At 57.1% G+C, this 17,758-nt stretch carries 20 protein-coding genes, 1 other RNA gene, 1 pseudogene and 1 riboswitch; all 22 genes and pseudogenes read right to left on the reverse strand.

The window, feature by feature from the left end:
- Positions 1 to 2: 2 nt before the first annotated feature.
- Positions 3 to 1,316: a TrbI/VirB10 family protein gene (locus tag AXF15_RS09970; RefSeq protein ID WP_066606808.1), complete on the reverse strand. Its 1,314-nt coding sequence runs from the start codon at positions 1,314 to 1,316 to the stop codon at positions 3 to 5.
- Positions 1,316 to 2,209: a P-type conjugative transfer protein TrbG gene (gene trbG, locus AXF15_RS09975; protein WP_066606811.1), complete on the reverse strand. Its 894-nt coding sequence runs from the start codon at positions 2,207 to 2,209 to the stop codon at positions 1,316 to 1,318. The genes AXF15_RS09970 and trbG overlap by 1 nt, the downstream gene beginning before the upstream one ends.
- Before the next feature lie 11 nt (positions 2,210 to 2,220).
- Positions 2,221 to 2,742: a lytic transglycosylase domain-containing protein gene (locus AXF15_RS09980; RefSeq protein WP_066606813.1), complete on the reverse strand. Its 522-nt coding sequence runs from the start codon at positions 2,740 to 2,742 to the stop codon at positions 2,221 to 2,223.
- A complete protein-coding gene (locus AXF15_RS09985) occupies positions 2,739 to 3,125 on the reverse strand; it encodes a hypothetical protein (RefSeq protein WP_066606816.1) in 387 nt (128 codons plus the stop codon). The genes AXF15_RS09980 and AXF15_RS09985 overlap by 4 nt, the downstream gene beginning before the upstream one ends.
- Positions 3,126 to 3,133: 8 nt before the next feature.
- Positions 3,134 to 3,832, reverse strand: a complete 699-nt coding sequence (locus tag AXF15_RS09990) for a VirB8/TrbF family protein (protein ID WP_066606817.1) — start codon at positions 3,830 to 3,832, stop codon at positions 3,134 to 3,136.
- Positions 3,829 to 6,375, reverse strand: coding sequence for a VirB4 family type IV secretion/conjugal transfer ATPase (locus AXF15_RS09995; protein WP_083517984.1), 2,547 nt, complete (start codon positions 6,373 to 6,375; stop codon positions 3,829 to 3,831). The genes AXF15_RS09990 and AXF15_RS09995 overlap by 4 nt, the downstream gene beginning before the upstream one ends.
- Positions 6,376 to 6,377: 2 nt before the next feature.
- On the reverse strand, positions 6,378 to 6,668 hold the full coding sequence (gene trbD, locus AXF15_RS10000; protein ID WP_066606820.1) for a conjugal transfer protein TrbD: 291 nt from the start codon (positions 6,666 to 6,668) through the stop codon (positions 6,378 to 6,380).
- Positions 6,665 to 7,021: a TrbC/VirB2 family protein gene (locus AXF15_RS10005; RefSeq protein ID WP_066606822.1), complete on the reverse strand. Its 357-nt coding sequence runs from the start codon at positions 7,019 to 7,021 to the stop codon at positions 6,665 to 6,667. Before AXF15_RS10005 ends, trbD begins: the two co-directional genes overlap by 4 nt.
- Positions 7,022 to 7,046: 25 nt before the next feature.
- A complete protein-coding gene (gene trbB, locus AXF15_RS10010; protein ID WP_236884768.1) occupies positions 7,047 to 8,093 on the reverse strand; it encodes a P-type conjugative transfer ATPase TrbB in 1,047 nt (348 codons plus the stop codon).
- Positions 8,008 to 8,256 carry a hypothetical protein gene (locus AXF15_RS10015; RefSeq protein ID WP_066606825.1) on the reverse strand — a complete coding sequence of 83 codons (249 nt, stop codon included), beginning with the start codon at positions 8,254 to 8,256 and terminating at the stop codon, positions 8,008 to 8,010. Before AXF15_RS10015 ends, trbB begins: the two co-directional genes overlap by 86 nt.
- Positions 8,257 to 8,258: 2 nt before the next feature.
- Positions 8,259 to 8,468: a TraK family protein gene (locus tag AXF15_RS10020; RefSeq protein WP_066606833.1), complete on the reverse strand. Its 210-nt coding sequence runs from the start codon at positions 8,466 to 8,468 to the stop codon at positions 8,259 to 8,261.
- Positions 8,469 to 9,428 carry a helix-turn-helix domain-containing protein gene (locus tag AXF15_RS13600; protein ID WP_169793646.1) on the reverse strand — a complete coding sequence of 320 codons (960 nt, stop codon included), beginning with the start codon at positions 9,426 to 9,428 and terminating at the stop codon, positions 8,469 to 8,471.
- Positions 9,429 to 9,641: 213 nt separating this feature from the next.
- Positions 9,642 to 9,703, reverse strand: an RNA gene (locus AXF15_RS10025) — hammerhead ribozyme type II.
- Positions 9,704 to 9,998: 295 nt separating this feature from the next.
- A pseudogene (locus tag AXF15_RS13605) lies at positions 9,999 to 10,658 on the reverse strand (DJ-1/PfpI family protein).
- Positions 10,659 to 10,688: 30 nt separating this feature from the next.
- The gene (gene thiE, locus AXF15_RS10045; protein ID WP_066606845.1) at positions 10,689 to 11,354 is read right to left on the reverse strand and encodes a thiamine phosphate synthase; all 666 of its coding nucleotides are present in this window, start codon (positions 11,352 to 11,354) and stop codon (positions 10,689 to 10,691) included.
- Positions 11,351 to 11,974: a sulfur carrier protein ThiS adenylyltransferase ThiF gene (gene thiF, locus AXF15_RS10050; RefSeq protein WP_066606848.1), complete on the reverse strand. Its 624-nt coding sequence runs from the start codon at positions 11,972 to 11,974 to the stop codon at positions 11,351 to 11,353. Before thiF ends, thiE begins: the two co-directional genes overlap by 4 nt.
- Positions 11,971 to 13,086, reverse strand: coding sequence for a 2-iminoacetate synthase ThiH (gene thiH / locus AXF15_RS10055; RefSeq protein WP_066606851.1), 1,116 nt, complete (start codon positions 13,084 to 13,086; stop codon positions 11,971 to 11,973). The genes thiF and thiH overlap by 4 nt, the downstream gene beginning before the upstream one ends.
- Positions 13,083 to 13,871 (reverse strand): thiazole synthase, encoded by a 789-nt coding sequence (locus AXF15_RS10060; RefSeq protein WP_066606853.1) that lies wholly within the window; start codon positions 13,869 to 13,871, stop codon positions 13,083 to 13,085. The genes thiH and AXF15_RS10060 overlap by 4 nt, the downstream gene beginning before the upstream one ends.
- Positions 13,872 to 13,934: 63 nt before the next feature.
- Positions 13,935 to 14,132, reverse strand: coding sequence for a sulfur carrier protein ThiS (gene thiS / locus AXF15_RS10065; protein WP_066606855.1), 198 nt, complete (start codon positions 14,130 to 14,132; stop codon positions 13,935 to 13,937).
- 61 nt (positions 14,133 to 14,193) lie between these two features.
- Positions 14,194 to 14,296: riboswitch (TPP riboswitch) on the reverse strand.
- 78 nt (positions 14,297 to 14,374) lie between these two features.
- Positions 14,375 to 14,839 carry an EVE domain-containing protein gene (locus AXF15_RS10070; RefSeq protein WP_066606857.1) on the reverse strand — a complete coding sequence of 155 codons (465 nt, stop codon included), beginning with the start codon at positions 14,837 to 14,839 and terminating at the stop codon, positions 14,375 to 14,377.
- 79 nt (positions 14,840 to 14,918) lie between these two features.
- Entirely contained in the window at positions 14,919 to 16,838 is a 1,920-nt protein-coding gene (locus AXF15_RS10075; RefSeq protein ID WP_066606860.1) for an ATP-binding protein, read from the reverse strand.
- Positions 16,835 to 17,749, reverse strand: coding sequence for a phosphate/phosphite/phosphonate ABC transporter substrate-binding protein (locus AXF15_RS10080; RefSeq protein ID WP_066608916.1), 915 nt, complete (start codon positions 17,747 to 17,749; stop codon positions 16,835 to 16,837). Before AXF15_RS10080 ends, AXF15_RS10075 begins: the two co-directional genes overlap by 4 nt.
- Positions 17,750 to 17,758: the final 9 nt, after the last annotated feature.

Raw genomic sequence — 17,758 nt, forward strand, 5'->3', positions numbered from 1 at the left:
TCCTAATATTTTATTTTTGGCGTATATGCTTCTTCAAAAGTTATATCTTGCGTAACCATGACATTAAACCGATAGCCGGGCCGAATTTCCAGGGTCGGAGCGATGGACAGATTTTTCCGGAAAAGCTCTGCCAGCGCTTGGCCAAGACTTTGCCCCAGGGCCTCGGAAAGCGCATCGGAAGCCCGCTGACTGTCGCTGGTGTCCGTGTTGCTGCCTTTACTGTCTTTGTTCTGGCTCAGCTCCACGCCAGCAATGACGCCAGAAAGTAAGACGGCGGAGGTGAACAGACGGAAATAATGATTGTTTACCTGGTCGCGGAAACCAGCATACCCGGCCTGATCAGCGCCCGGCATGGCACCGAGATCGAGGGTCCGGCCATCCGGGAAGACAATGCGCTGCCACGCCATGAGAATGCGGCTTTGGCCGTACTGAATGCCGGAGTTGTATGCCCCGATGAGCCGGGAGCCTTGCGGAATGAGCAGATAGCGCCCGGTCGGCGTGTCATAGACATTGCGGCTGACCTGGGCCATCACTTGCCCCGGCAGCTCGGAATTGATGCCGGAAAGCATGATCGCCGGGATCACGAACCCGGCTTGCAGGCTATACGGAGTAAGCGGGTCCTGCATCGAGGAGTCCAGATACCAGCCTGTCCGTTCAAAAGAGTTTACAGAGCTGGCCGAATCAGTCCGGCCAGCGGCCAGTCCTCCGGCTGGAGGAGTACCGGTGACGCCCTGTTGAATCTGCTGGACCTTGTTCAGATAGTCCGCCACAGGATCGCCGCCCGGTGAGAGCCGGGATCGGCTGCCTGTATCCGCAGCATCTTTGGCCGCTGTCGGATTCGTGACAGCCGATGAGAGCGCCGCCAGGCGCTGCTGCCTGATGCGCTCCCGATGCTGCTCCATCCAGTCAACTTTCGGCGGGGCCGGGATACTCATATTCATCGCCTGGAACTGCGGCGGGATAAAAATCTTGGGTTTGGGCTCGTCAGCCGACCTGGACTCTTCGGACATTTCCGGCATCTGGAAAGGCGGATGAGTTTCGGCCGCTATGATTGTCTGATCGGCCCACGGATTTGTGACTGCGGCGGCATACTGCGCCGCGCCATCTGCGGCCCTAGTTTCGCTCTGCTTTTTTTCGGCGGCCTGCTCGTTTGCGCGGTCATGCATGATTTTGAAAACGATCATGACGAATATGGCGACCGCCACGGCGCAGATCAGAATCGGTACGTTATTGAGCCTGCGGACGCCGGGTACAGTGCTCGCGCTCAGGTCCTCGTCCTTTTTCTTCTTGACCTGAAAAAGCTCTCGGAAGTCCATCACTTGCTCCTGTTTACGCGGGTAATGACCACCTTTTTCTGCTTTTTGCCTACGCCCGCGATAAGCTTGGCCGAGTCAAACACCGTGTCCACAATGTAGCGGTCGCCTTGGAGGCGGTAGTTGGCGAGGACCTCTTCCTTGCCGTCCAAAATGAGCAGAGTAGGGGCCTCGCCGTGCTCCATGCTGGCGGGCATCTGGATGATGGTTTTACGGCCGTCATTGTACACGCGCACCGGGCGGGGATCTTTCCCGTCAATCTCGTAGTCAAAATCAAGGTCGCCCAGGTACTCGCCGGACTCCGGCAGGACACGTTCCTGGCGCTTGTTCTGCGCCTGTTCACGCATCGCCTGAAATTTGCCCAGAACCGCATTGGGATAGATGAAGGTCACGCGGGGCATGTAATCCGTGCGGTGACTCTTTAGCTGAAGATGGTAGGTACGGCGGTCAGTCGTAACCAAAAGAGAAGTTTTCAGGCCGGTATCCAGCGGTTTGATTACAAGGTGCTGGATTTCTCCGGCCCCGGAGCCTGTGACCGCTGGTTCCACGGACCAGCGGGCCGTGTCGCCGAGATGAATGGACTGGATGGCTTCGCCGGTTTCCAATTCAACGTCTGTGATCTGCATTACCGCGCAAACAATAGACGGATACTGTGCGCCGAACAGATAGCGCATGGTCCCGTCCGTGGCCTGCGTCGGGGCCACGCTCTGTCCGGACTTCCATTTCTGGATCAGGGCCAGAGAATCTCGCTCGTCTTTTGACAGCGTTATGGTTTTTCCGCCGGTCTCCGGCGAAAAAAACGTCTCCTCGATGTCGAGAGGCGGCAACTCGGGCGGAGCAGCCAAAGCCGGGGCGGAAATGGCAAGCAGCAGGGCGGCAAAGATAATGCGTTTCATTAACTTTCTCCTCAATATCGGGCCACGGTCAGGCGGCGGTATTGCTGGTAAATTGTGTTGACTTTGCGGGCATAGGCCATCTGTCTGGCGGGAGTGGGCGAGTGATACGCGCCCACGGCTTTCCAGTTGTAGCCATGCCGTCTTATTTCGAGAGCCAGGATATAGACGCCCAGGGTCACATTGTTGGCCGGAACCAGGGCGGTTTCCGGGCTGATGCCAAGTTGTGTCAGCCACCGGCTGTTGATCTGCATCAGGCCGATGTCATGAGAGAGGCCCTTCTCTTTGGCGTCAGCAATGATCCGCAGCGCCGCTTCGGCGCTGTCCGGATAGTAAGCGCGGCCAGCCACGTTCACGGCCCAGGGATGCAGATTGCTTTCTGTCTTGGCGATGGCTCGCGCGAGCCTGGAGGACACCTTGTATTTTTCGCAGGGTGCGGCGAACAGGTCCACTTCCGCCGCCTGCGCGACGGAGGATAACGACAGAAGAAAAAATATCACTGCATGACCCGCTGTAGAGGGGATTGCGACGATCATCGGAGCGCCTTCCGGAACGCGAAAACCTCTCCGGTGGATGCGCGGACCTGGGCAAAACCTGTGCCCGGTTCATCGCTCAAGGGATTGACGATGTACGCGATACGCACCGCGTCCCTCTTGGGACCGACAGCAAAGCCCTTGGCCCGTAGCACCTCGTCAAGCGCCTGCCCGAACGCGCCATCCACCAGGACCAGTTCAAGCGGCACCTGTGCCGGAGGATACAAACGGACCAGCTCGTCAGCGGCCATTTCCGCCATGATTGCCGCATCTCCGGGATATGCGGCGGAAAGGGTGTCCTGAGACACCAGGTTGCCGGATGTCTTCCGCAGGGTGGCGCAGCCAGCCAGGCCTAAAATGCACAGTAGTATGAGTATTTTCTTCATGGTGGCTCCTACATTTTTCGAGTCCAGCTGTAGTCTTTGACAAAGAGGCCCAGCGGGTTCCGTAAAATCTGCTCCTCTGTCGTTTTGGGAGACGACGGAGCGATATAGATATTGAGCAGCGCACGCATATTGTCGCGGCGCAGGAAGGCTCCCTGCCTGTCCCGAATCTCTTCCACCCAGTCCACCAGCCAAGTCTCTGCTGATTGCGGCAGCACAGACACGATCTGGACAGAGACCATTTCCTTGGCGGCCCGCTTGAACGGGTTGCGCTCATCATCTCCGTTCATGTGTTCATTCATTTTGAGGAAAGCCGGATCGCCCTGGTTCAACAGGGCATAGACGCGGAACACTGCCTTGCGCTGGACTGCCACATCCGGCGTGACCATGCGGGCATCCGCAACGAAAGACGCCAGCATGGCCCTCAGAACGCGGTCATCAATCACCGGCGCTCTGGCCGCGATGCCGACACCCACGGCCTCACCGAGTTTGTCTACTTCCACGATGTAAGGAATGAATTTAGGCTGCTGGCCGATGTAAATCAGTCCGGAGACAGCGCTCAGGGCGATAATCAGAGCCAACAGGGCAACGATCTGCCAGAGCTTGCGCGAGACCAGCAGCTCCCCTTCATGGGCGTTCCAGACCCGCCGCGCGTTCAGGTACGGAGATTCCGCCTCCGCCTGATTATTTTTCTTTTTGAACAGGTTCATGCAAATTCCTCCAAGCTCAAGCCCTTGTCTGCGAGATAGCGATCAACCCAGGCAGGGCCATGCTTGCGGGCAAGAGCCTGGATGTGCTGCACGGTGTCTGCGTCTGAAGCCCCGGTAATCGCCAGCGTCAGCGGACCGAGGGCGAAGGAAAAAAGCCTGGCTCCGCGCTCGGATACAAAATAGTAGTCTGATTTTGGGATGGCCCCTGCGATGATTTCGATCTGTTGCTTGTTCAGGCCCATCTTGCGGTACGTAGCAGCAGTTTCTTCTGTGCGTGCCTGAGCGTTCGGCAGATAAATCTTGCTGGCTGTGGACTCCATAATCACGTCGAAGATGCCGGAGTTCAGGGCGTCGGAAATGCTTTGAGTGGCCATGATCAGGGCGCAGTTGTTTTTACGCAGCACCTTGAACCATTCCCGCACCTTGTCCTTGAAAACCGGATGCCCAAGCAGAATCCAGGCTTCATCCAGAATGATGATGGCGGGCTGGCCCTTCAGACTGCGCTCGATGCGGCGGAACAGATACAGCAGCACCGGGAGCACCCACTTTTCACCCATGCCAAGCAAGGTCGAAACCTCGAACGTAAAAAACGCGGCTTCTTCTGTGGATACAGTCAGGCCGTCTTGAGCTGCATCCAGCAGCTCACCCATTGCACCTTCGATTGTGTAGGGCTTGAGCGCCTGTCTTATCCGCTCATCCTGCACGGCCGCCACAAAGTCCGTCAGCGTCTGGCCGCCGGTCATGGCCATGCTCTTAAGTGCTGACTGGATTTCATTGCGTTGAGCCGGGTCAACGGACACACCATTGACGCCCAGGACGCTCTCGATCCAGTCCTGCGCCCAGGCAATGTCTTCCGGCGTAGCCAGGAACTGAAGCGGGCAGAAATTGAGGCCGCTACCAGTTTCCACGATAAAATGACGGCCTCCGCAGGCAGAAGTCAGCGGGTACAGGCTCATGCCTTTGTCAAAGGCAAAGATGGTCATGCCCTTGTACCGGCGGAACTGCGCGGCCAGAGTGGCCAGCGCCGTGGATTTGCCCGACCCGGTGGGACCGAGAATAATGGTGTGCCCCAGGTCCCGGACATGCAGATTCAGCCGAAAAGGTGTCCGGCCGGCCGCAACGCCATAAAGAAGAGCGGGCGAGTCCGGAGGATACATCGGGCAGGGGCAGTAATCGTCCCCGGTCCAGATGCTCGATGTGGGCAGCAGGTGGGCGAGATTCAGGGTGTTGATGAGCGGACGGCGCACGTTTTCTTCCCCGTGCCCCGGCAGCGAGCCCATCCAAGCCTCCATCGTGTTGATGGTCTCGATGCGTGCCGCGAAGCCCAGATTAAAAAGCAGTTTCTGAACTTTTTGCGCGGCGTCATCCAGAACTTCCCGGTCTTCGTCCATGAGCACTACCGTGCTGGTATAATACCCGGCGGAAATCAGGCCGCCCTTGACCTCGGTCATGGCCGCTTCAGCGTCCACGGTCATCTCCATAGCATCCTGATCCGGCGGCTTGTTCGTGCGCAGCACCACGTCAATGATGCCTCGCTGTTTCTGCCGCCATTTGCGGTGATATTTATTGATAGCGCCGATAGCCTCATGCTGGTCGAGGAAGATGAAGCGGTTGGACCAGCGGTAGGCCACATCCAGATTGGTAAGCGCCGTCAGGATGCCGGGGCAGGATTCCAGCGGGAATCCGTCAATGGAGACCGTCTGGATGAGTTTGCGCCCGATCCGGGGCACGACGCCGCCAAACAGTTCCTGCCCGCCCAGCACCGCGTCCAGATGGACGGGGAAAGGCGGCAGTTGCATGGGTTGTGAAATGCCTGTGACGCAGAACTGGAGGTAGGCGAGAAAGTCATCATAAATGAGAAGCTGGCCGTCTTCAGATATATGTTCCTGTCCGCGCAGGCGTTGCAGATGGAAAACAGAGGAGAGCCGTGATTCCAGCGTCGAAATGTCCCGGCGGAACTGCTCCAGCAGCTTGCTGTGATATCCCTCCGGTGTGATCTGGCCGGATTCGTCGTCAAACATCAGGTCCACAAATTTCTGCTGGACCAACAATGGAGGATACCAGGTCACGGTCAAGACGTAGAAACCTTCGTACATGGTATCCAGACCCTCAAAGTATCTGCGGCGCTCCTCGTCGATGGCCGCGCTTACCCGGTCCGGAAAGTGTGACAGACCTTTGCCGATATAGCTCGGCGCGGCGCGGCGGATGGCGTCTACGTGGATCATCCATCCGCTGCCCAGAGCGGTCAGGGCGGTGTTCAGGATACCCGCTATCTGGTCGCATTCCTCTTCCGTGGCGTTGGCCAGATCGTCGCCGGAATACAGCCAGGATGCCATGAATGCGCCACTTTTGCAGACTATTATGCCGTCCTCGATGACCGCGGCATAGTTAAGCAGGTCCGCGACTCCCGGTCCCTTGGATTTGTACTGCCGCAGTGACTTTGCTTTTATCTTGCGCAATCCCAGGCCGTCCGATGCAATCAGGATCAGGACCAGCACAAGCACGGCAACGCCAGCGGGCAGGATCAACAAAAGGTCATTCACAATCAGTACTCCCGCAGATTTATGCGGTACGGCGTTGAGCGCGGTGGATAATACTTCGCGTAGCGCCGGTGGCGCAGGTAGACATCACGCATGAACGGATCAGCCTTTGCCGCCAAGCGCAGCAGGAAGAGAGACAAAAACCAGAGCACCACGGCATAAGCCAGTGACATGAATGTCTGACCCTGTGCAGCCAGGGCAAAGGCAATCAGCCCCGAGAACATAAGCAATTCGCGGTCGCAGCCCATGAGCAGCAGGGGACGGATCAATGCGCGGTGAAAAGGCGCCGTGTTCATGACTGGTCCCCTGTGATGATTGTGGCTGCATCCTCAGGGATAACCGCACCCTGGCCGAACAGATTGCTCATGATATTATTCGCGGCGATCAGGAGCGCCATGACAAGCACAAGCAAAAGGATTGAGCGGGTAAAACCGTTCAGGTCACCGCCAAAGATCAGCACTCCACCCGCAACGACAATACCAATGATGCCGAATGTAAATGCAACTGGACCGGTAAATGACTGACGAAGATTCGTCAGCCAGGATTCATAAGGCAATCCGCCGCCGCTACCAGCCGAAGCAAATGCATTTTCCGGAAGCAAAGTGGCCACAAAGATGAAAACTGCAATCATTGTAAGAAGACTTTTCATGTTCCCTCCAAAAAAGTTGAAAAAATCAGGCTATGTTTTCTAAAATATATCCGGAATCCGTGTATCCTTTGACCGCGATGATTTCCTTTACTCTCCGCTTGTCCTGATATTTTTCGATGTATACGACATGATGCACTGCCTCACTGATCACATCTTCAACGTCACGTGGCGCAAATTCGTTACGCATGATGAGTCCGCGCAGTCTGGATAACGCCAGGGCAGCGCTGTTGGCGTGAACGGTCGCAATGCCGCCCTCATGCCCTGTGTTCCAGGCGTCGAGCAGGTCCAGAGCTGCATGGTCCCGGACTTCGCCCACAAAAATTCTGTTCGGGCGCAGCCGCAGGGATTGTTTGAGAAGCAGCGTCATGGAGACCGTGGCCGAGGTGTGAAAGAACACGACATTGCGGGCCGTGCACTGGATTTCGCCGGTGTCCTCAATGATGATCAGTCTTTCCTCCGGGCATGCCTCGGCGATCTGGGCGATCAGAGCATTGGTCAGCGTGGTTTTTCCGGAACTTGTGCCGCCCGCCACCAGGATGTTCTTGTGATCAGCCACAGCAGCTTTGAGGATGTCGCACTGATTTTGGGTCATGGTTCCGGCGGTCACGTATTGGTCCAGCGTGAACACGCTGGAGGCGCGTTTGCGCAGGGCAAATGTCGGAGCCGAGACAATGGGCGGCAGAGCGCCTGAGAAGCGGGAGCCGTCGAGCGGAAATTCACCGTCAAGCTGCGGGCTGTCCCACGTCACGACCTTGTTGAGACAAGCCGCCACGCTGCGGAACATTGCTTCGGCCTTGTGCCGGGGCATCTGTCCGACCACTTTCATTGGTTCGCCCAGGCGTTCATGCCAGAGCTGACCGTCCGGATTCAGCATGATTTCGATGGTCTGCGGATCGCGGAGCAGATCAAGTAACTGTTGGCCGCAATTCCGTTCTAATGATGCCAAGTTCCGTTTGCGGGTAGACTCATCAATTTCAAGCAACGGTTCATTTTTGAGCATCTTCAGCTTTCCTTTTCTTCTCGTAGTTCTGCAAAATACTGTTGATTCGCAGCAGGTCTTTTCTGACTTCATCAAGTATGCTCATAGACTTTCCAGATTTCATTTTGGCGTTGATGAACAACTGCTTGCGTATTCCGCCGCATTCCTGCGCACCGCCCTCAAGTTCCACCTGGAGCTTTTTGATCCGGCTCAGAATGTCGGCGGTGTGGCACATTGCCAGCTGGAGTGTTTTCATGATTATTCACCTAATTTTAATTCACCACGTTTTATCTTTCTACATATTGCTATAAATGTAGTATATGCCATAGTGAATTTACCTTCTTCAGCAAGGACTTCATATATATATTTCAAAGGATATCCTTTTTTGATCATCATTTCTATGAACTCTTTATTCTCTATAAACTCCACTCTACCTAAATTTCTCGTAAGCCTTTTCCTTTTATCCATTTACAACCCCACATTCCGGCGCAACCATGATAGTATATTGCAAGAATTTATGTTATATGTTTTAAGATCAATGTTAATCCCACGCTGTCTAGCATAACAAATTATTGCATAAGCAGCTCTACGTACGTTATCTTTTAATTCTAATCGGTTTGCAAAAACATTAAACTCTTCATCTTGTATTCTAGAAACTGATAACTGTAGATCAGTTCTTTCTTTTTGGCGTTTTTTATACTCTATGGCCATTTGGCGATAAGCATCTTCAGTAGCCTTCTGAATAGGAGTCATATCAGTCCATCGCCCATCTTTTAGCCAGTTGTGCAGCAATGGCACAAAACGCCCATTTTCTCGCTGCCAGCTTTGGTTCTCTCGCTTCTGGCGCTGAATCGCCGACAGGATGACAGACAATTCCGGAAGCTTTTTTTGCCGCCAGAGTTTGTTCCAGACATTTCGCGCGCGAGTTTCGCATTCATGTTTCGGGTAGAGCGCCCAGATTTGAGTAAACGCTGTCTTTGATTCAGACAGCGAGAATTTCCCTTCCTGTGTCTTTGACGCCAATGAAGAAGAGTGGGGGAGGGGAGGGGGAGTATTTTCTTTCTTATTATTAAGATTAGATTCGGTATCAAAATTTGACGGGTATCCATCAAATTTTGATACCTTTTGTGAAATTTTTTTAACGGTCTGAACGGGATTTAGTAGATAGTATTTGCATCCTCGAAGGGCATGTTCAATCCAGATCAGTTTTTCGGCTACGAGCTGCCGCAGATACTTTTTCAAACTTGCAATGCTGCATCCGATCCTTCTGGCGAGGGTACGTTGTGACGGCCAGCAGTGATCCTTGTCGCGGGCATAATCGCAAAGCACCGCATACAGATAGCGGGCTTCAACGCAGAGATTTTTTGATTCAATGTAATCTGGCATAATCATTCCACGCAATTTTCCTTGGGGAACAAAAGTCTCCATATCTAAGTCCTTTTGTTTTCTGCCAGAAAAAAGCATGTAAAAACAGAATCCAGGTCAAAAAAACTTGACGGACTGTAGCCGGATGGCTATGGTGAAACCGTCCTTTTGTTTTAAGGGCGGAAATCACCGCTCTGCTTAAGCTCCGAGGTTGCAGGCCAAGGAGCTTTTGCTTTTTTCAGGCTAATCTATAGGTATTCCTGTTCGCGTTATAGAATGCGGCTGGCATCATCAGTCCGCGGCCACCACGCCGCAGAGACGCTCAGAGCGTTTCGCCTTGGCCGGACTGAGCCCGGCGGGTTGACTGTTTTTTCGCCATCCATTTGCAATTTCTTGATATTTCATCACACTTTCTGGCCTGTTCTCACGCTGTCCGAAATTTTTTTCTGGCGGACAGCCCTTGGAAAACCGCACAAAAAAAGGCGGACCACCCTGAAAAGTGTCTCCGCCCTTGGAAAACCGCACAAAAAAGCGGATCACCCTGAGAAAAGTGCCTCCGCCAAAAGATTCATAATGAAAATTATGTAAACTTTACTTTGTAAACTAAGGTGCTGTCATTTAGTAAAGCGAAAACTATGCAGAGTGCTCCAGGTCGTCCGGATATATCCCTTTCTTGAAGGCATCATACCATATTTCCCGCATTTTCTGTGTCGATATATCGAGTTTTTGCAATATCTGCATGGTGAAATCGACAGAGACCAGTCCGCTTGCGGTGATGATATTCTCTCCTATGACGGCTGGAGAGTCGATATAATCTTTCTCACTCTCGTAATGATGCACCATCTTTTTGATATAGTTGAGAGAATTGCTTGTGTGTTCTCTATTTTTCAGAAGTCCTGCTTTTTTCAGGACAGTTGTGGCAGCGTATACTGCCGCAATGAGAATATTTTTCTCGTTCAGTTGCAGGAGGATCTGATTTATTTCCTTCTCGGGGTACCCTTGTTCCCACTCGGGGTACCCTTGTTCCCACTCGGGGTACCCTTGTTCCCACTCGGGGTACCCTTGCTCTCACATGTATCCTCCAGGGATGATGAAAATGAGTACCTCGTCCAGATCAATCTCGTTCAATGTCTTGTCCGGGGTGACTTTCAGTCCACCCATTGAAGTCACCGGCACATTATCAAAACCGACACTGACGGTTTCGTGCCCACCCAATCTGCGCAGTTCCGGTAGGATATGTCCGATTTCCCAGTCCGCATAGCTATTGAACAGCAGCACGTGAGGCTTTTTCATTGCTTTTCCTCCCAGTATTCGGCGTGTACATCATCGTCCTGAAGTATCTCGGATAGCCGCATGCAGCCGCCGCACGCGATCCTGGATGTCCGGAGCTTCCACGATTTCCGTGACCAAGGCGAAGCAGCACGCGCCGTGGGCGGCCACATCCCTCAGATTATGTTCCTTGATGCCCCCGATGGCCACGAAGGGCATATCCATCTCCCGGACCACGAAATCCAGATAACCGAGCCCCACCGGCGCACAGACATCGTCCTTGGTCTGAGTGGCGAAAATGGGGCCCACGCCGATATAATCGGCCCCGGCCTTTTTGGCGGCGCGGGCTTCTTCCGGGGCGTGAGTGGACAGACCGATGGCCATGTTTTCGCCCACCAGCCGGCGCACGGCCGCCACAGGCAGATCCTCCTGCCCCACATGCACGCCGTCGGCTTCCACCAGCATGGCCAGATCGATGTCATCATTGATGATGAAAGCAGCTCCGGCCTTGCGGGTCAGTTCGCGCAGGCTCAGACATTCCTCCAGCTTTTTGCCCATCTTTTTGGTTTTCTCCCGGTATTGAACCAGCCGGACACCCGCATCCAGCATGGCCCGGACGACCTCCTCGTTGGATCGGCCCAGAGAAAATTTTTCGGCGGTCAACCCGTAAAGGCCGCCCTGCCGGATGAAACGCACAACCAGTTCGCGTCCGGAAATCATAACGCCTCCTGAAATCGATTCAGAAAATGATGCAGCACCACGTCTGCCTGCATGGCCGCAGCCATGCCCACGCCGGGCGAAAGAGGCGGCGTGGCGGCGGAACAGGCTGTGGAGTGGTCACCCACCACCACACAATTGGGGCCGAGAGCGCGCGGCCGCATGGTTCCGGCCAGTCCCGCGCCGCCCATGCCCGAAGCGCCCACCACCAGACAGCCGGTGGGAACAAGGGTTTCCATGATCAGTTTTTTCACGTCCGGCAGGTCCACGGCTTCCACTACCGCCTGACAGGAGCCGAATAACTCCCGCATGTTCGTGGCGTCCACGGCCAGAGCATGAACGGCGATATCGGCGTCGGGATCAATGGCCAGCAGATTGTCGCGCAGGGCCTCCACCTTGAGGAGCCCGATCTGGTCCAGCCTGTAGAACTGCCGGTTCAGATTGGAGGCGTCCACCGTGTCCGGATCGGCCAGCACCAGCCGCGAAAATCCGGAGCGTACCAGATGAGCGGCGCAGTTGGAGCCAAGCCCCCCCGCGCCGATGACACCCACACGCACGCCTGCCGCGAATTCCGGCCATCCGGCTCCCAGATAGCGCCGCAGTCCCTGCCGGAAGGCGTTCACGCCGTGGCCTCCAAGGGCTCCCAATCCTTGAACACGGGCTGGTATCCTCTGGCCCGGAGCATGCGGCAGACCTCATCCACGCTGCGGCCATCGGATATCTCGAACTGTCCCGTATCGCCGGGCTTGGCGTGGCCGCCCACAGCGGTGCTCACTCCGGCGGACATGCGGGTCACGCCCAGAGGCAGGATGTTGTCCCGGAAGTCCGGAGCCTCTCTGGTGGAGATGGTCACGGACAGACGCGGCAGGAAAATCCGCAGAGCGGTCATGGCCTGGACCAAGTCGCGGTCCGAAACCACGCAGGACGGCTGGAAGCTTCCGGCGTGCGGACGCATGCGAGGCAGGGACACGGCCACGTCCACATCCGGGTAGCGTTTGAGCAGCCAGTCCGCATGCATGCCGGTGAGATAGATTTCCCGCCGCCAGTCGGCCAGACCCAGCAGCGCGCCGATATTGACGATACGCATGCCCGCTTCGGCCGCACGCTGAGGCGTGTCCAGACGGAAGGCATAGTCGCGTTTGGGGCCGGCCGGATGCAGATCCGCGTACAGAACCGGGTCGTAGGTTTCCTGAAACACCGTCAGGCCGTCTACTCCGATCTGGATGAGCCGTCTGTAGTCTTCCGTTTTCATGGGGAAGACTTCCACGGCGATGGATGGAAAAAGCGGGCGCAGGATTCGCGCGCATTCCGCCAGATATTCCACGCCCGCCTTGTGCGGAGCTTCACCGGTGAGCAGCAGGATCTGCTTCAGGCCGGTTCTGGCGATGGCCTCGCCTTCGGCCCGGACTTCGTCCAGGGTCAGCATGCTGCGGCCGATATGGTTCTTGGCCGCGAATCCGCAGTAGCGGCAATGGTTGGCACAGTGGTTGGAGACGTAAAGGGGCGTGAACAGGCTCACAGTGCGGCCGAAATGGCGCAGGGTCAGATCGTGGGCGCGGGCGGCCATGCTTTCCAGATATCCGCCGCCGGCCGCCGGGGACAGCAGGGACAGAAAATCCCCGGGACTGACATGCTCCTGCCGCAGGGCACGTTCCACGTCGTGTCCCGTGGCGGCGGCAAGCCGCTCCTCCAGGGGTTCGGCCGACAGTTCCTCGACAACAGAACGGAAACTCATGCCGCACCTCCTGTTTCGCCCAGAAAGCCGGTCAGAGGTGAAGATGCCCGGGCGTGGGCGGCCACGGAGCCAAGCCCGGCCAGACAGGCTTCCCGTCCGGCGGAGACGGCCCGGCCGAAGGCCCGGGCCATGACGACAGGATCGGCTGCCGTGGCGATGGCCGTGTTCACCAGGCAGGCCGCTGCGCCCATTTCCATTGCCTGGCAGGCCTGACTCGGCGTTCCGATACCCGCATCTACGATGACGGGCAGCTCCATTTCCTCGATGAGGATACGGATCATCTCCTCGGTCCGGAGACCGCGATTGGTGCCGATGGGCGCGCCCAGAGGCATGACGGCGGCGGCTCCCGCACTGGCCAGGGAGCGGGCCACATAGAGGTCCGGATTCATGTACGGCAGAACCACGAAACCTTCCTTGGCCAGGATTTCTGTGGCCCTGGCCGTTTCATAGCCGTCGGGCAGCAGATAGCGGCTGTCGGAGATGACCTCTATTTTGATCCAGTCGCCGCAGCCCATGGCTCTGGCCAGCCGGGCGATACGTACGGCCTCTTCGGCGTTGCGCGCCCCGGAGGTGTTGGGAAGCAGGGTCATATGACCGGGGATGTGGCGCATGACGTTGTCGGCTTTTTTGTCCATGTCCACCCGGCGCAGGGCCACGGTGATGATCTGGGAACCCGAAGCCGCGCAGACCTCGGGGATGAGGGCGTCGTCTCCGTATTTTCCCGTGCCGATGAGCAGGCGGCTGGTCAGACGCTTGCCGCCCAGTTCAAAAATATCGTTCTCCATGGGAAATTCCTTTTTGTTTGGCGTAAAAATCGTAAAATGCTCGCCTCCGGCCGGGCCAAAGCGTCATCCCCCGCCGACAAAACTCAGAAGCTCCAGTGTATCGCCGTCGTGCAGGGTAGTGGCCGTAAATTCCGCACCCGGAATGACCGAGCCGTTCAGTTCCGCCACGACCACGGACGGGTCGAGGTCCAGGGACAAAATCAGGCTGTGCAGGGTTTGGGCGGCAATTTCCTGTTCCCTGCCGTTGACCGTGACAAGCATATGTGCGTCTCCATGAACAAAGGTGATAAAAAAACCGCGCCGGTGGCGCGGTTCGTGGAGTCGAGTGGCGAGTCAGCTTCCCTCCGGTAGTATGAACTGCGTCAGGTTCAAAGGGTCGGGATGCACTCCCCTCTCAGCCCCTGCGGGCTCCCCCAGCTTGTTGTGGTGCCGGTTACGCCTTTTGCGGAAGGCTTGTAAAGGCCGAAACCGGCATTTCCCCGTGAGAGAGTTACAGGTGACCGCTACTCCAGCGTGCCGGCCAGCCTCATGATGATGGAAAATTCCTGTTCCGAAACGGGCATGACGGACAGGCGCGAGCCCTTGCGCAGCAGTTCCATCTTCTCCAGCCCCTTGATGCTGCGCAGGACCTTGAGCGGAATCTGCGTGTCGAATTTTTCCACAAACTGTACATCCACCATGAACCAGAGCGGTTTTTCCGGAGTGGACCGGACATCGTAGTGGCCGTCCGCGGGGTCCCAGGCCGTGTGGTCCGGGTAGCTTTCCCGCACGATTCTCGCCACTCCGGCCACGCCGGGGTCCGTCACGCTGTGGTAGAACAGAGCCAGGTCGTTCAGGCGCATATCGCGCATGAAATTCCGGGCCTGGTAATTGCGTACTCCGTCCCAGCAGGTTGTCTGGTTCGGCGCGGCAGCCAGATCGTCGATGGAAAAACATCCGGGTTCTGTTTTCAGCAGCCAGTGACGCATAAACCCTCCATTTACATTGCCGGGAAATCCGGCATATTTTCTCAAGGAAAACCTGAAGATTTTCTTCCTTGCGCAACCTTCACGGCAGATCACAGTGGTCCAGCGGAATATCCACAATGAACAGCGTGCCGGTTTCCACAACCGCATCTTCCGGAAACAAATCCCGGATACCTTTGGGCAGCGGGCTTTCCACCCGGATTTCACCCATGTGATCCTCGACGATGCCAAAAGACACGGCCAGCCCGAGCCCAGTCCCCTGCCCCACCGGCTTGGTGGTGAAAAACGGATCGAAAATCTGCTTCATGTCCGCCGCATCGATGCCGGGTCCGTTGTCCGCAAGAAAGAGCGTGACAATGCCCTGAGCCGTCTTCAGCCGGGTGCTCACGACAATGACGCCGCCCTGCTCCCCGGCCATGGCGTCGCGGGCGTTGGTCAGCAGATTGAGCCAGACCTGCTTCAGCTTCTCCGGGTCGCCGTAGATGATGGGAAAGGAGTCATCCAGATGGGGCACGATCTGTACCCGGTCCAGGGCGAAGGTGTGCCAGACCAGGCTTGCGGCCTCCATGACGGAATTGTTGAAGCACATCTCGCGCTTTTCCGATTCAGTCTGCCGGGAAAAGCCCAGCAGATCGGCCACAATCTTGCGGCAGACTTTGGCCTGCCGTTCGATGATGCCCAGATCGCCCCGAAGCTGACTGCCGGCCGGAGCATCCTCCCCCAGAAGCTGCGCGTAGCCCAGGATGATACCCAGCGGCGTATTGATTTCGTGAGCCACGCCGCCGGCCAGCTTGCCGATGGATTCCATCTTCTGGGCCTGAATGAGCTGCTGCTCGTAGGCCTTGATCTCCGTGATATCCCGCTCCATGCGCAGAAGTCCGGCCGCACGTCCGGCCTCATCGTAAACGGGAATTCTGACCACATGAAACCACTTCCGGCCATCGTCGGAGCGCTCCTGACCGTCCATCCGCTCTCCCGACTCCAGCACTTCCCGGGCCTCCCGTACCCGCCGTGTGGCCGTTTCCGCGGAAAAAAGCGACCGGTCATCGGCTCCCCGCAACTCCTCCACCCCGCGCCCCACGCTGCGGGCAAAGGCCAGATTGGCCGTCTGATAGACCATATCCGCGTCCACCAGAGAAATGAGATCAGGGTTCATGTCCAGAACCGTGGACAAAAGGCGCTTCTGACTGGACAGACTGGCTCGCGCTTCCCTCAGGCCGTCCACATATGCGCGCAGACGGCGCTCCATAAAATCAAAAGTTTCGGAAAGCTCCTGAATTTCATCGCCCGGACCGGAAAACACCGCCCTGCCCCAGACGCGCGGATCGGCGGGTGCTTCCGGTTTCATTCGATCCGGATCATCTTCCGCGAGAGAAGATTTTCCGCTTGCCAGTTCCTCGGCGCGTTTGCCGAGCCGGGCCAGCCTGCGGGTCACGGTGCGGGCGAAGAAGCCGCCCAGGCCCATGGCCGCAAAAAGAGCGCCTCCGAACAAAATGGCAATGGCCGAAACAAGCTGGCGGGTGGCCGCGGAAATGCGCGACCGGGAAAGTCCGGCCCGCACTGTGCCGATACGCTCCCCGGCCACGATCACCGGTGCGGCGAAATCGTAGATATAGATTGCCCCCGTGTGGAGCAGCTGGATGTGCACCCGCTGGTCGTCGGCCACGGCATTGGCCCGGATCAGATCCACCGGAAATCCTCTGGAGAAGGAATGTCCGGTCACGCGGCCGTCGGCATCCAGCACGAAGAGGTACACCACGTCTCCCGTTTCGCCGAGCATGGAGCGCAGCCGCAGATGATCCCCGGCCAGCAGCGGCTCCACCACCCGCGCGGCAAGACTTTCGGCCAGGGCCGCGCCGCGCATCTTGCTCTCGTCCAGCAAAGCGGTGGAGGTCATGCGGGCCACCACGGGCAAAAGCACCAGCGCCATGCCGCCCACAATGGCGATGATGCCGAGGTTGAGTTTGGTTTCAAACTTCAGACGGTTTAAGATGCGCTTCACGGCGTGTTCCCGTGCAGGTCGAGACGGTCAACCAGCTCCCGTACCGGATGGTAGTCCCCTTCCCTGCTCTCGATGACCCGGACCATGCCCGCAGCCTCCAGAATGCCGGCATCCTCTTCCCGCTGCGGATCAAGAGCGAGCAGCGCCCTTCTGACGCTTTCCACCACCGCCGGGTCGAGGTCCTTGTGCGCGGAGTAGAGCCAGCCGGGATACGGGCGCGTTTCCGCCAGTACGCGGATCTGTTCGAGGTCGATCTTGTCCCGGACGATCTTCAGGGTCCCCTTGCGGATGGTGCCCACGTCATAAACTCCGGCATACACGGCCAACACCACGTTTTCCTGCTTGCCGCCGGGACCCGAGGCAAAGGCTATCTTCCGGAAATCCGAACGCGAGATGCCGTGCTCGGCGAAGAGTCCCAGGGGATAGAGATAGCCGCCCGCCGAATCCTGATCCACGGCGATGAGCCGTTTGCCCCTGCAGTCTTCCAGGGTCCTGATGGCCGTATTGTCCGCGCGGACGATGATCTGGCCGGAAAAATCCGCTCCGGACTCGGGTTCCACGGCTCTGGCGAAGGCTCTGGAGCCGAACTTCTCCAGAGAAATATAGACGAAGGGGTTGGTGAAGGAGATGTCGATTTCCCCGCGCTCGACCATGCTGATATGCTCGGCGAAAGTGCCGGGAAAAACCTGGCGGATTTTAAGCCCCGTGGCCCGGCGCAGATACTCCACCAGGCGGCGGTGGCGCTCGAAGGATACGGCGTGGGAATACTGCGGCAGATAGGCGTAGGTCACGGCCTCGCTCCGTCCGGGCGGCGGAATGTTTTCCACCTTGGTCATGTCCACCCGGACGGCGCTTTCCTGATCGGAACAGGCGAACAGAAGCAGCAGCAACACAAGAGCTAGACGGGGCATGACACCTTC

It is taken from the genome of Desulfomicrobium orale DSM 12838 (assembly GCF_001553625.1).
GTDB lineage: Bacteria > Desulfobacterota > Desulfovibrionia > Desulfovibrionales > Desulfomicrobiaceae > Desulfomicrobium > Desulfomicrobium orale.

Coding starts and splice junctions, on each gene's coding strand:
- AXF15_RS09985 (WP_066606816.1), bottom strand. CDS start 3,125: ATGAAGAAAATACTCATACTACTGTGCATTTTAGGCCTGGCTGGCTGC.
- AXF15_RS10015 (WP_066606825.1), bottom strand. CDS start 8,256: ATGAAAACACTCCAGCTGGCAATGTGCCACACCGCCGACATTCTGAGC.
- AXF15_RS10070 (WP_066606857.1), bottom strand. CDS start 14,839: ATGCGTCACTGGCTGCTGAAAACAGAACCCGGATGTTTTTCCATCGAC.
- AXF15_RS09990 (WP_066606817.1), bottom strand. CDS start 3,832: ATGAACCTGTTCAAAAAGAAAAATAATCAGGCGGAGGCGGAATCTCCG.
- AXF15_RS09970 (WP_066606808.1), bottom strand. CDS start 1,316: ATGGACTTCCGAGAGCTTTTTCAGGTCAAGAAGAAAAAGGACGAGGAC.
- AXF15_RS10005 (WP_066606822.1), bottom strand. CDS start 7,021: ATGAAAAGTCTTCTTACAATGATTGCAGTTTTCATCTTTGTGGCCACT.
- AXF15_RS10080 (WP_066608916.1), bottom strand. CDS start 17,749: ATGCCCCGTCTAGCTCTTGTGTTGCTGCTGCTTCTGTTCGCCTGTTCC.
- AXF15_RS09980 (WP_066606813.1), bottom strand. CDS start 2,742: ATGATCGTCGCAATCCCCTCTACAGCGGGTCATGCAGTGATATTTTTT.
- thiH (WP_066606851.1), bottom strand. CDS start 13,086: ATGAGTTTCCGTTCTGTTGTCGAGGAACTGTCGGCCGAACCCCTGGAG.
- thiE (WP_066606845.1), bottom strand. CDS start 11,354: ATGATTTCCGGACGCGAACTGGTTGTGCGTTTCATCCGGCAGGGCGGC.
- thiS (WP_066606855.1), bottom strand. CDS start 14,132: ATGCTTGTCACGGTCAACGGCAGGGAACAGGAAATTGCCGCCCAAACC.
- AXF15_RS10060 (WP_066606853.1), bottom strand. CDS start 13,871: ATGGAGAACGATATTTTTGAACTGGGCGGCAAGCGTCTGACCAGCCGC.
- trbG (WP_066606811.1), bottom strand. CDS start 2,209: ATGAAACGCATTATCTTTGCCGCCCTGCTGCTTGCCATTTCCGCCCCG.
- AXF15_RS10020 (WP_066606833.1), bottom strand. CDS start 8,468: ATGGATAAAAGGAAAAGGCTTACGAGAAATTTAGGTAGAGTGGAGTTT.
- trbD (WP_066606820.1), bottom strand. CDS start 6,668: ATGAACACGGCGCCTTTTCACCGCGCATTGATCCGTCCCCTGCTGCTC.
- AXF15_RS13600 (WP_169793646.1), bottom strand. CDS start 9,428: ATGGAGACTTTTGTTCCCCAAGGAAAATTGCGTGGAATGATTATGCCA.
- trbB (WP_236884768.1), bottom strand. CDS start 8,093: ATGAAGTCAGAAAAGACCTGCTGCGAATCAACAGTATTTTGCAGAACT.